Below are 12,066 nucleotides of genomic sequence, written 5' to 3' on the forward strand. Positions count from 1 at the left end.
GTCCAATCGACCTCTGGCAACATGACTTGCGAATAGCGTGAAACCATCGATTGATAACCGAAAATCAGGCAATGATCTTGGGAAGCTCAAATCCGGGCATCCGAAGCATCGCCGGTACGGGCGGCCCGAAACCGCGCCCTTGCCATACGTATTGAGTACCGAAGACCCAAGAAAATGGTTTGCTCGACCGCGCCCTCGGGGCAACAAGAAGCTTGGCGGCGCTGGACCGTCGCCGAGATGGGTCATGAAGAGCGTTGTACACTCCTTGGCAGCCGCGCTTGCTGCATTCGCCGTCGCGTTGCCGTCCTTGAGCGCGGCCGCCCCCGCGAGCCCGACCGCGGGCCAACCCGGTACAGGCGTCGATCGCAGCGCGCTCATCGCCGAGCGACAGCAGCGGACCTGGCAGCAGCTTTCGGGCTCCATCTGCACCGGCTGCATCACCGCGGCCAACCGCGTCGCGCCCGTCAGCTATGACAAGCCGAGCCTGATCGCGCTGGCGCAGCCGGTCCCGCGCCTTGAGACGGTCGCACGCCGCCCCCGGGCGACGGTGCGGCTCGCCCAGCTGCGGAAGCGCTACGCCCGGCTCCAGCGGCGCGACCGCCGCAGGTTCGCGGTACGGGCGCATCCCCTCCGGCTGGCGAAGCGCCTGCATCCGCGGAAACTCGCGCAGTTCCACACGGCGCCGGTCACATGGCCGGTGGGGTCGATGCCGGTCGCGTACCGGTTGCTCGAGCGTCCCGTCGAGCAACCGTGGGTGCCGCAGGACGATAACCGGTGGCATGCGACGATCCTGCCCGCGTCGTCTCTGCACCCGCGGCGATCCTGATACGCTGCGGAGCTGCGCTCCGCCGCATTTCGGGATGGGCCCCGAAACGCCGCACGGCAGCCGGGGAGGGGGATTGAACCCCGCCACCCGCATCACGTTGTGCGGGTGGAGCCTCCATGACCGTCATCCGCCTCGTTGCCGCCGGCCTCGCGGTCGTGTTCAGCCTCAGTGCCGCGCGGGCGGCGGACGGCGATCTCACCGACAGCATCGACCGGCCTACCGCGGCCGAGCCGGTTCAGGATGCCGCGGCCAGCGCCGCCGACGCGCGGCCCGCCGCGGTGACCCTGCCCGAACAGCGGGTGACCATGCCGGCGCCGGTACAGAAGCCGTTGCCGCCGCTGAAACCCCTGCCGAAATGGGATCCGCACGTCTGCATCGGCTGCTGAGCGCTTCCCGATGCGGTCGGCATCGGTTCGTCAGCACGGGCTCAGCAGAGGCGACCTGATGCATCAGGTCGCTGGCTCCGGGCGGAACTCGGCGACGTCCGAACACGTCGACTCGGTGAACCCCAAACCCTTGAGAGCCTGACCATGCGCGCCCTTCTCCTCGCCGGCCTCTGCCTCTCTCCGATCGTCGCGACCCCCGTCCTGGCGCAGGTGCAACAGGGCAATTCCAACGCGGCCAACCAATCTATGGAATACAACAGCCAGATGCGCTCCCTGCGGCAGGAGCAGACGACGCAGGGCAACACCCTCCAGATGAACATCGAGCGGAACCAGGCCGCGACGCCGGCCCCCAATACCGGGCCGAACGCGATCGGCCCGATCGGTGGCGGCACCGGCGTCGGCCGCTGAGCCGGCGGCTTGTCCCAAACGATCGCAGGATCGCAGATTAACCGCCCCGGAAGGCCGACGCGGTGAACCTGCCAGGGTATCCGTCTGCGGATTCCCGGCAGCCGTCACGCCGCCGCGGGCAGGGCAGGGCGGCTCTCGATCGCCTCGCGCACGACCGCCTCGACCTCGGCGCGCCGAGCGCCGGACAGGGGCTTGCGCGGACCGCGCACGTGCTCGGTCGAGTTGATCGCGAGGGATTCAGCGAGCTTGATGTTCTGGACGAGATACGTCGAGACATCGAGGTCGAGGAGCGGCCGGAACCAGCGGTAGATCGCCAGCGCCTCCTTGATGCGGCCCGCCTGCATCAGCCGGTAGATCGCCACCGTCTCGGAGGGAAAGGCGCAGACGAGGCCGGCGACCCAGCCGCAGGCGCCGACCGCGAGGGCTTCCAGGGCGAGATTGTCGACGCCGGTCAGGACGGCGTAGCGGTCGCCCAAGCGGTTGATGATCTCGGTGGTGCGGCGGATGTCGTCGGAGGATTCCTTGATGGCGACGAAGCGCGGATCTGCGGCCAGGTCCTCCATGATCTCGGGGGTCACGTCGACCCGGTAGGCGACGCGGTTGGAATATATCATCACCGGCAGGTCGCCCGCGGCCGCGACGGCCCGCAGGGCCTCGACCGTCTCGGCCGGGTCGGTGTGATAGATCGGGCTCGGCACCACCATGAGGCCGCTGGCCCCGGCCTTGGCCGCCTTGGCGGCGAGGTCGCAGGCCTCGCGGGTGCCCGCCTCCGACACGGTCAGCAGGGTCGGCTTGCCCTGGGTGACCGACTGGGCCCGCTGGAGCACTTCGATGCGCTCGTCGTGGGACAGCATCGGCCCCTCGCCGAGGGATCCGCAGACGATGATGCCGTCGCAGCCCGCCTCCATCTGGAAGGCGAAGCAGCGCTCCATCTCGGCATGGTCGAGGCTGCCGTCGGGCTTGAACTTGGTCGTGACGGCGGGGATGACACCTGTCCACATGGTCGATTTTCCTTTTGTGTCAACGCGTTGAACAGCACCGCGCCTGGGTTGCGCGGCCATGGCTTCGCCCACGCCTCGCGCGGCGCGGCGGCGAAATCGGCCTGCCCGTCGGGGCAGGGGGCGCGGCTCAGGCCGCCTCGACGGCCGGTGCCTCCGCGCGGGTGGCGGTCAGGACCGGACGCGTCTTGCCCCGCTCGGCCCGGCGGCGGCGCAGGTGCAGGAACTCGCCGACGATGCCGCGCCGGAAGAACGAGACGCAGACGATGAAGATCAGGCCGATCACCACGGTCACGAGGTCGCCGATGGTCGCGAGGTAGTTCTGCAGCCCGACCACCAGCCCCGCCCCGAGCAGCGGCCCGAAGATCGTGCCGACGCCTCCGAGCAGAGTCATCAGCACCACCTCGGTCGAGGTGTGCAGCGAGACGTCGTTGAGGGAGACGAGCTGGAACACCAGCGCCTTCATCGCCCCGGCATAGCCGGCGATCGCCGCCGAGATCACGAAGGCCAGGAGCTTGAACCGGTCGGTGTCGTAGCCGAGCGAGGTCGCCCGGGCCTCGTTGTCCCGCACCGCCTGCAGGATCTGGCCGAAGGGCGAGTGGACCACGCGGTCGACGAACAGGAAGCCCGCCGCGAACAGCGCCAGCGTCACGTAGTACATCACCGTGTCGGAGGAGAGGTCGAGCCCGAACAGGCTGCCGCGCGGGATGCCCTGGAGCCCGTCCTCGCCGCCGGTCCAGCGGATCTGCACCGCCAGGAAGTAGACGATCTGCGAGAGCGCCAGGGTGATCATCGCGAAGTAGATGCCCCGCCGCCGGATCGCGAGGCCGCCGATGGCGAAGCCGACCAAAGCCGCCGCGGCGACGCCCGCTCCGAACGCCGCCGGCATCCCCAGCGGGTGGTTGCCGAAGCGGATCATCAGGGCGCCGGTGACGTAGCCGGCGCTGCCCAGGAAGGCGGCGTGCGCGAAGGACACGAGCCCGGTGAAGCCCAGGAGCAGGTTGAAGGCGCAGGCGAACAGCCCGTAGCACATCACCTTCATCACGAAGACCGGGTAGATCAGCCCCGGCACGAACGGCACGACCAGGGCAAGCCCGATCAGGACCAGAAAGATCTTGACGGTGTTCGACATCGGCTCCCCTCAGGCTTCGCGGCCGAACAGGCCGGCCGGACGCACCAGCAGGGCCAGCGCCATGATGACGAACACCACCACGGTGGAGGCCTCGGGGTAGACCACCTTGGTCAGCCCCTCGATCAGCCCGAGGGCGAGGCCGGTCATCATCGCGCCGAGGATCGAGCCGAGGCCGCCGATCACCACCACGGCGAAGACGATATTGAGCAGGTTGCCGCCCATCAGCGGCGTCACCTGCATGATCGGCGCGGCCAGCACCCCGGCGATGCCGGCGAGCGCCACGCCGAAGCCGTAGGTCAGGGTGATCATCACCGGCACGTTGATGCCGAAGGCCTGGAGCAGGCGCGGGTTCTCGGTGCCGGCACGGAGATAGGCACCGAGCTTGGTCCGCTCGAACAGGTACCAGGTGCCGAAGCAGATCAGCAGCGAGGCCACGACCACGAAGACGCGGTACTTCGGCAGCAGCATGAAGCCGACATCGACCGGCCCCTGCAGGATCTCCGGTGGCTCGTAGCCCTGGCCGGAGACGCCGAACGCGTACCGGAACGCCCCCTCCATCACCAGAGCAACCCCGAAGGTCAGGAGCAGGCCGTAGAGGTGGTCGAGATGGTAGAGGCGGCGCAGCAGCGTGCGCTCGATGACCATGCCGAACAGGGCGACGCAGAGCGGCGCCAGCACAAGCGCGACCCAGAAGTTGATCTGGAAGTCCGGATAGCCGAGCCAGGGCCCGATTTGGGTCAGACCGATCCAGGCCAGGAACGCGGCCATCATGAACTGCGCCCCGTGGGTAAAGTTGATGATGTTGAGCAGCCCGAAGATGATCGCGAGCCCCATGCTCAGCAGGGCGTAAAAGCAGCCGCCGATGAGGCCGATGGTGAGCTGGGCCATGAAGGCCTGGAGGGTGATGTCCATGGCGGGGTCACCGGCGAGTTTGAGGGATCGGGCGGTCTTTTGGGGGATGCGCCACAAGGGCTACGACTACACAGGGTGGAGGCACAGTCGCTCTTGCAGGGCTCGACGTGCCCCCCTCTCCCGAGCGGGAAAGGGTTGGGGTGAGGGGCCAGGTCTTTCCGGAGATGTCGCATCCCTCACCCTGTCCCTCTCCCGCACGGGAGAGGGGACCTTCGCCTTCCACGCGCAACGATGTGACGGCGTCCGCCATGCAACCTTTGTCGCTCGGTGCCACCAGGGGGAGGGTTTCTCGCCTCAGCCCTTGGCGTTGAGCGGGCAGGAATCGGACGGCTTCGGGAACACGTCGTCGCCCTTCAGGACCGATCGGACGTTGTAGAAGTCCCAGTCGCGCTTCGATTCCGCCGGCTTCTTCACCTGCAGGAGCAGCATGTCGTGGACGAGGGCGCCGTCGGCGCGCAGCTTGCCGTTGCGGATCACCGCGTCGTCGATGGTCATGGTGCGGAGCTTGGCCATCACGGCGCCGGCCTCGTCGGTGCCGGCCGCCGCGATCGCCTTGAGATAGCTCAGCGCCGCCGAGTAGACCTCCGCCTGCGAGGCGCTCGGCATACGCTTCATCTTGGCGAAGTATTTCTCCGCGAAGGCGCGGGAACGGTCGTCGTAATCCCAGTAGAACGCTTCCGTGAGGTACATGTCCTGGGCCTTGGCCAGCCCGAGGCTCTTCACGTCGGTGATGTAGGTCAGCAGTGGGGCGATCACCTGCTTGTCGCTGCGCCCGATGCCGTACTCGGCGGCCTGCTTGACGGCGTTGACCGTGTCGCTGCCGGCATTGGCCAGCGCGATCACCTGCGCGCCGCTCCCCTGCGCCTTCAGCATGAAGGAGGAGAAGTCGCCCCCCGGGAAGGGGTGGCGCGAGACGCCCAGCACCTTGCCGGCCTCGGCCTCGACCACCGCGGAGGCATCCTTCTCGAGGGAATGGCCGAAGGTATAATCGGCGGTGACGAAGTACCAGGTCTTGCGGCCGGTCTTCAGCAGCGCCTTGGCGGTGCCGGCCGCGAGCGCGTAGGTGTTCACCATCCACTGCGCATTGAGCGGCGAGCACTTCTCGTTGATCGCCGCCATGGCGACGCCGGCCGAGAGCATCGTCACCCGGTTCTTCTGCTTGGCGATCTCCATGACGGCGAGCGCCGTCGAGGAGGTCGGGAAATCGGCGATCATGTCGACCTTGCCCTGGTCGAACCATTCCCGTGCGAGGTTGGCGGCGATGTCGGGCTTGTTCTGGTGGTCGGCCGCGATGAGCTCGACGGGGGCGTTCAGGACCTTGCCGCCCATCTCGTCGATGGCGATCTGCGCCGCTACGGCCGAGCCGCGCCCGGTGAAGTCGGAATAGATCCCCGACAGGTCGTTGAGGATGCCGATCTTGACGACGCCGTCGCTGATCGCCTCGGCGGCGAGCGCCGGGAGGGCCGCCGACGCGAGCGACGCGCCGAGCACGTAACCGATGAACCGTGACCGCATGTTCCTGGCCTCCTGTTCGTCCCGACTGTTCAATCGTGCAGGCCTCACACGCCGAGCAGGCGCCCGACCTCGGCCTCCCGGGCCGCCACTTCGTCCGCCCGGATCTCGGCCGCGACCCGCCCGTGCTCGATCACGTAGTGGCGGTCGGCGAGATGCCGGGCGAAGTGGAAGTTCTGCTCGACCAGCACGATGGTGAAGCCCCGGCTCTTGAGCAGGGCCACCGCCCGGCCGAGGGCCTCGACGATGACCGGGGCGAGCCCCTCGGTGATCTCGTCGAGCAGCAGGATGCGGGCGCCGGTGGTCAGGATGCGGCCGAGCGCCAGCATCTGCTGCTCGCCGCCCGAGAGGCGGCCGCCGCCGCTATCGGCCCGCTCGGCGAGGTTCGGGAACAGCGCCAGCACCTCGGCCACGGACATCCCGTCGGGCCCGAGGCGGGGCAGGAGGGTGAGGTTCTCCTGCGTGGTCAGCGAGCGGTAGATGCCGCGCTCCTCCGGGCAGTAGCCGATGCCGAGCCGGGCGATCCTGTGCGTGCTGAGCCGGATCGTCTCCTGCCCGCGCACCCGCACCGAGCCGGCGCGGTGGTCGGTCAGGCCCAGGATGGCCTTGAGGGTGGTGCTGCGCCCGGCGCCGTTGCGGCCGAGCAGGGTCACGCACTCGCCCTCGCGCACCGTGAGGTCGATGCCGTGCAGGACGTGGCTCTCGCCGTACCAGGCTTCGAGCCCGCAGATCTCCAGGGCGGTGGCGGCTTCAAGCATGTCCGCCCCCGAGATAGGCCGCCTTCACCCCGGGATCGGCGGAGACCGCTTCGTAGCTGCCCTCGGCCAGGATCTCGCCGCGCTGAAGCACAGTGATGGTATCGCAGAGATCGGCCACCACCGACATGTTGTGCTCGACCATCAGGATGGTGCGGCCGACGGCGATCCGCCGGATCAGGCGCTTGATCCGGTCGACGTCGTCGAGGGCCATGCCCTGGGTCGGCTCGTCGAGGAGGAGCAGGGGCGGATCGAGGGCCAGCGTCGTGGCGATCTCGAGGGTGCGCTTGCGCCCGTAAGACAGGTCCGCGGCGTTCGTCTCGGCGTAGTCCGCCAGGCCGACATCGGTCAGGAGCGCCATGGCCCGGTCGTCGAGGACGGACAGCGACCGGATTGAGCGCCAGAACCAGTACTGCGTCCCGAGGCGCCGCTGCAGGGCGACGCGGACGTTGTCACGCACGCTCATGTGCGGGAAGGTCGCCGAGATCTGGAACGAACGCACGATCCCCCGCCGGGCGATGGCCGCCGAACTCTCGTGCGTGATGTCGGTGCCCTCGTAGAGGATGCGCCCGCCGGTCGGCGTGTGGACCTTGGTCAGCAGGTTGAAGAACGTGGTCTTGCCGGCACCGTTGGGGCCGATGAGCGCGTGAATTGCATGGCGGCGGACCACGAAGTCGACCCCGCGCACGGCCGTGAAGCCTCCGAATGCCTTGGTCAGCCCCTCCGTCACCAATGCGTGCTCAGCCACGACGCCCTCGCCGATTCGGTTTTTGTAGATTGTATAAAATCTGCAAACACGTCAAGGCCTCTGTTCCGCGGCGTCTGCGGGGAGCCCCTCACCCGGACCCGGCATGGGCATGCCGATAGATCGCCACGAGCGAGACGGCGGCATGCGCGATATGAGCCCTCAAGAGGTCGGCCGCCTCGGAGATCCGGCCGGACTCGCAGAGCGCCACGATCTGCGTGTGCTCGTGGTCGGCGCGGGCGGTGTCCCCGGAGGCGGACAGCTGGAGCCGTGTCGGGCGGTCGCAATCCTGGAGCAAGCCGGCGACGATGCTGAGGGAGCGGGGGCGATCGGCGTAGCGCAGCAGATCAAGGTGGAAACTCCGGTTCAACTCGCCCCACCGGTCGACCTGACCGGCCGCGAGCGCCGCGCCGTACCCGTCGGTCAGGCTGCGCAGCCTCCGGTAATCCGCCTCGGAGAAGCGGCGCGCCGAGAGCGCCAGAAGCGGCGGTTCGAGCTGCTCGCGCAGACGAAAGATGTCCTCGACCTCCTCCACGGACAGGCCGGTGACGACGGCCCCCCGATGCGGCACGATCCTGACCAGCCCCTGGGCCTCCAGCTGCAGCAGCGCCTCCCGGACCGGGATGCGGCTGATGCCGAATTCCTCCGCCAGCGCGTCCTGGCGCAGCTGGATTCCGGGCGCGAACTCGCCGTTCAGGATGCGCTGCCGGAGCGATTCGGTGACCGCCGCGGAGACGGTCTTGTGGCGCAGGCGGTCAGGGGCGGGCGGCGGGGAAGCCGGAGCGGGCATAGGCACCTCGAAACGAGGGTAGATTTTATCCGGAAATGCTGCGTGGCGACAAACAGGGTGTTCGGAGTCAGGCTTGGGGTCTTGTTATGAACCGGATACGGGGTTGGAGCGTTACGGGGACGTGCCTGGCTCGCTTCTCCTAATCGATTCGGCATATCCGATGGCGCCGCTGAGCGGTGGAGCGATCCTTCGCTTAGGTGACGCGCTGTCGGCGCTTGGTCAAGAACTACGAGCGATACGCTACCACTCTTGCAAAATTAGTCATCGTTGCCCTCGTCTGGCTCACGATCAAACGAGCCGCAAGACTGATGAGAATTTCAAAATACGCTCGAGATCGTAACACTAATGCGTATGAGCAGGCTTAAATTCATGTAATAATGTAAAGCTTGCTCGTGGAAACTGTTCCCGAGCCGCCAGCCATAATTCCAGAATCACATTCACAACGACATATGGCTTGATCGGAGCTGTTACAGCATGGCCGAACATAAATGCCACAAATCATCGCTTCAAGTTTCGTATTAGCCGTCTCAAGTCAATAAACACCACTAATTTTATCAATCTGGATATAATCTAAATTGCACAATTCAAACACAACGGCACCATCTAAACGAGACTAAAACTGTGTTTCGGCTTGCGGAATTTCATATTTTCAGAATGCTCCGAACGCCTCGGGATGCTTATGCAGCCTCTCCAGACATATCTCGCCAAATGCAGCCGCATTGGCACCGGTCAAACAAATAATCTTTGAGTAATGAGTTCACGGTTCAGTGCTCATGTCGAAGGTTCTTGTCCGAGAGATGGATTCGTTACGGGACATAAACGGGCAGGGTGGCAACGTCCACTTCATCAAGTCTACCGCTCAAAAGCAAATCGGTAGAAAGTCACTCATCCCGATCATTGGGAACCACATCTCTACACCGCAAGAGACGCACTTCAGTTGGTCTGCCCCTCAAAAACGACGCATGCGTCGAACCTATAGCCGCGCGATACCGGTTATCGGGTTGCTTTCCCGACACTTATGATCGGCAGCTTCGGCCGCATGTAAGCCGCAGAGATCGCTGTCGGCATTTCCCGAAAGCGGATGTTCGTGGGCCATCGGACAACTTCGGCTTGGGGCTCAAAGCCGAACGGCCGGTTCTGCACCCATTGGCGAGCCAACATGGCGTAGTCTGGTCGACAGCCGTCCGACGGTTTCGGATCGGCGAGCCGCCGAACCGGACGGAAGGATGTGGTCCTCTGCCCTGTGAACGGCCTGAAGTGGGGAAGGCGACGGCGGACGGCCGCGTGGCAGCGCGATCTCGCTTCGGAACGCGGCGGCGGCACACATGCGTCACCGAGCTGAGACACGCCTATCGATGCCCGTGCCCCCAATCCCGCCCGTCGGTGACGCCGTCGACGAGGTTGAAGCCGAGCAGGACCGGCGCCCGCGGGACCGGGCCGCGCAGGAATTCCACCTCGGTGCGTCAGGCCGCTACCGCATCAGCGATCGATACCGCCCGGAAGGCGATCCGCGCAATGTCGCGGACCTGAGCCAGCCGCCCAAGATCGGGTCCGATCACGGTGGCGATCTTCGGATAGCCGCCGGTGGATTGCCGGTCGGCGATCTGGATGATCGGCAGGCCGATGCCCGGCACATGGATCGCGCCCATCGCCACCCCGCCGGAGACGATGTCGTGCCCCTCCGCGTGCAGCAGCGGCGCTCCGTCCAAGAAGCAGGCCATGCGGTCGCAGCGCGGCGAGACGGTCCAGGGACCGGCGAGGAAGGCGGCGATCTGTCCGGGAGCGAAATAGTCGTTCTGGGGCCCAGCACCACGCAGATCGTGTCCGGAGCGCGAGTTGAGCCAAGGGGCGATCAGCCTGTGGGGTGCGTGCTCGCCAGGGCGGCTAAGCATCACTGGGATCCGGTCGCTCGCGGCCGACCCACGCCCGTTGAGACCGCCGACGCCGGAGCGCGTGTGGGTCGCCGGGGAGCCGAGCACCGGGGTGGGATCGAGCCGGCCCTGGACGGCCAGGTAGCCCCAGGACCCGGTGTCTCCGGCGCGCACGACCAGGCTCCGGCCCGGCTCCAGCGTGAGCGCGACGGCGGGCGGCAGCGGCGCGCCGTCGAGGGCGATGCGGAAGCCCGTCGAGGCGAGCGCAAGGCCGAGGGGGCCGCCCTCGACCGCGACCGTAACTCCGCCGTTGGAGATCTCGACTGCCGCCGCGTCGAACATGTTGCCAGCCGCCCGATTGGCGGTGGCGTACATCAGCGGGTCAATCGGCCCGGCGGCGGTGAAGCCTCAGCGCAGGGTACAGTGCCGGCCGCCGTCCTGCAGGGTGATGGCAGGGCCGACGGCCTCGACGATGAGAGCGCTCATGCAGCGACGCCCTTCCGAGCCGCGGGCTGCCAGCGCGTCGAGGGTTGCCGCGTCCACCAACTCGAACCGGATCGCGTCGCCGGCCGCCACGAAGAAGCTCTCGGCGCGCTCTGGAGCGTAAAGCCGGGACGGGGTAGCGCCGGCCACGTACCAACCGGTGGGCATCGGCACGGTGGCGATCGCGGCGAGGCCACCGCCCGCGACCAGGGCGTTGCGCGGGTGCGGCGGGCGCGGGCTCGCGCGCCTCGGCATCGCGAGGTTGCGAGGTCGTTCGGGAGACCGCCGAGATTGGCGAAGCCCGGAGCAAAGCCGTACATGTAGACCCGGTAGGTCGCCCCGGCATGGAGCGGGACCACCACCTCGGGCGACAGCCCGGCACGCCTGGCGAGTTCGACGACATGGGCCGCCTCGCCCGCGTCGAGGAGGCGGGGGACGCTCATGGCCGGAACGGGGCGAGCGTCACGCCGCCGGCCTCCAGAACGGTACGGACGGCACGCGCAGTGGCCACCGCGTGGGTGGTGTCGCCATGGACGCAGATCGAACGGACCGGCGTCGGCAATTCCCGGCCCGACGCGGTCAGGATGATGCCCCCCTGCACCATGCGCAGCACCCGGTCGGCAGCCGCATCAGGGTCCGTGACGAAGGCGCCGGGCTGGCTGCGCGGGATCAGCAGCCCGTCCTCGGTGTAGCCTCGGTCGGCGAAGATCTCCTGGTGGACCTCGAGCCCCGCGGCCTCTCCGGCTGCCACCTGCGCGCTTAGCGCGATGGCGAGCAGGGCGAGGTTCGGATCGACGGCCCTGACCGCGCGGGCGACCGCGTCGGCTACCGAACGCTCCTCAGCCGCAATGTTGCCGAGCGCTCCGTGCGTCTTGACGTAGGTGATGCGGTGCCCCGCATAGGCGGCGAGTGCCTGGGCTGCTCCGACCTGATACGCCACCAGCCGCTCAATCTCGTCGGGGCTGAACGGAATGCGGCGTCGGCCGAAGCCCCACAGATCGGGGAAGCCCGGATGCGCGCCGACTGCGACCCCTCTCTCCTTCGCCAGGGCGAAGGTGCGGGCCATGATCTCGGGATCGCCCGCGTGCAGGCCGCAGGCGACGTTGGCCGAGGTGACCACGTCGAGGATCGCCGCGTCGTCGCCGCAGGCATAGGCGCCGTAGCCTTCGCCGAGGTCGGAGTTGAGGTCCACGCGGGTCATCGCCCGTTCTCCTATCTTACCGTGTACCAGCGAGGCCGGCACGGGCT

At 67.4% G+C, this 12,066-nt stretch carries 12 protein-coding genes and 3 pseudogenes; 4 read left to right on the top strand and 11 right to left on the bottom strand.

Annotated elements, in window-relative coordinates; translation table 11 throughout:
• Positions 1-244: 244 nt before the first annotated feature.
• From MKL11_RS11555 to MKL11_RS11565, 3 genes are all read left to right on the top strand, one after another.
• Positions 245-826, top strand: a complete 582-nt coding sequence (locus MKL11_RS11555; protein ID WP_243943366.1) for a hypothetical protein — start codon at positions 245-247, stop codon at positions 824-826.
• A gap of 116 nt (positions 827-942) precedes the next feature.
• Complete coding sequence (locus MKL11_RS11560; protein WP_243943369.1) at positions 943-1,212, top strand: hypothetical protein; 270 nt, start codon at positions 943-945, stop codon at positions 1,210-1,212.
• Positions 1,213-1,356: 144 nt separating this feature from the next.
• A complete protein-coding gene (locus tag MKL11_RS11565) occupies positions 1,357-1,620 on the top strand; it encodes a hypothetical protein (RefSeq protein ID WP_243943370.1) in 264 nt (87 codons plus the stop codon).
• Positions 1,621-1,724: 104 nt separating this feature from the next.
• On the opposite strand, the gene MKL11_RS11570 is transcribed toward MKL11_RS11565, so the two are convergent.
• From MKL11_RS11570 to MKL11_RS11600, 7 genes are all read right to left on the bottom strand, one after another.
• Positions 1,725-2,621 (bottom strand): dihydrodipicolinate synthase family protein, encoded by an 897-nt coding sequence (locus tag MKL11_RS11570; protein WP_243943371.1) that lies wholly within the window; start codon positions 2,619-2,621, stop codon positions 1,725-1,727.
• Positions 2,622-2,748: 127 nt separating this feature from the next.
• A complete protein-coding gene (locus MKL11_RS11575; protein ID WP_243943373.1) occupies positions 2,749-3,750 on the bottom strand; it encodes a branched-chain amino acid ABC transporter permease in 1,002 nt (333 codons plus the stop codon).
• A 9-nt stretch (positions 3,751-3,759) separates the two neighbouring features.
• Positions 3,760-4,662: a branched-chain amino acid ABC transporter permease gene (locus tag MKL11_RS11580; RefSeq protein WP_243943375.1), complete on the bottom strand. Its 903-nt coding sequence runs from the start codon at positions 4,660-4,662 to the stop codon at positions 3,760-3,762.
• Positions 4,663-4,956: 294 nt separating this feature from the next.
• Positions 4,957-6,177 carry an ABC transporter substrate-binding protein gene (locus MKL11_RS11585; protein WP_243943377.1) on the bottom strand — a complete coding sequence of 407 codons (1,221 nt, stop codon included), beginning with the start codon at positions 6,175-6,177 and terminating at the stop codon, positions 4,957-4,959.
• 44 nt (positions 6,178-6,221) lie between these two features.
• Positions 6,222-6,932, bottom strand: coding sequence for an ABC transporter ATP-binding protein (locus tag MKL11_RS11590; RefSeq protein WP_243943379.1), 711 nt, complete (start codon positions 6,930-6,932; stop codon positions 6,222-6,224).
• Positions 6,925-7,692: an ABC transporter ATP-binding protein gene (locus MKL11_RS11595; protein ID WP_409565852.1), complete on the bottom strand. Its 768-nt coding sequence runs from the start codon at positions 7,690-7,692 to the stop codon at positions 6,925-6,927. The genes MKL11_RS11590 and MKL11_RS11595 overlap by 8 nt, the downstream gene beginning before the upstream one ends.
• A 73-nt stretch (positions 7,693-7,765) precedes the next feature.
• Positions 7,766-8,464: a GntR family transcriptional regulator gene (locus MKL11_RS11600; protein WP_243943383.1), complete on the bottom strand. Its 699-nt coding sequence runs from the start codon at positions 8,462-8,464 to the stop codon at positions 7,766-7,768.
• A 176-nt stretch (positions 8,465-8,640) separates the two neighbouring features.
• Here MKL11_RS11600 and MKL11_RS11605 point away from each other — a divergent pair.
• Positions 8,641-8,829, top strand: a pseudogene (locus tag MKL11_RS11605) (hypothetical protein); the annotation flags it as partial.
• A gap of 1,098 nt (positions 8,830-9,927) precedes the next feature.
• Here the strand turns inward: MKL11_RS11605 and MKL11_RS11610 are convergent.
• The 4 genes and pseudogenes from MKL11_RS11610 to MKL11_RS11620 all read right to left on the bottom strand — a co-directional run.
• A pseudogene (locus MKL11_RS11610) lies at positions 9,928-10,731 on the bottom strand (biotin-dependent carboxyltransferase family protein); the annotation flags it as partial.
• Between the two features lie 12 nt (positions 10,732-10,743).
• A complete protein-coding gene (locus MKL11_RS11615; protein WP_409565846.1) occupies positions 10,744-11,073 on the bottom strand; it encodes a carboxyltransferase domain-containing protein in 330 nt (109 codons plus the stop codon).
• Positions 11,074-11,111: 38 nt separating this feature from the next.
• Positions 11,112-11,261, bottom strand: a pseudogene (locus tag MKL11_RS33540) (carboxyltransferase domain-containing protein); the annotation flags it as partial.
• On the bottom strand, positions 11,258-12,019 hold the full coding sequence (locus MKL11_RS11620) for a 5-oxoprolinase subunit PxpA (protein WP_243943385.1): 762 nt from the start codon (positions 12,017-12,019) through the stop codon (positions 11,258-11,260). The pseudogene MKL11_RS33540 and the gene MKL11_RS11620, both read right to left, overlap by 4 nt.
• Between the last annotated feature and the right edge of the window lie 47 nt (positions 12,020-12,066).

Origin of the sequence: Methylobacterium sp. J-077 (assembly GCF_022829365.1) — a bacterium.
In the GTDB taxonomy this organism is placed as follows: Bacteria; Pseudomonadota; Alphaproteobacteria; order Rhizobiales; family Beijerinckiaceae; genus Methylobacterium.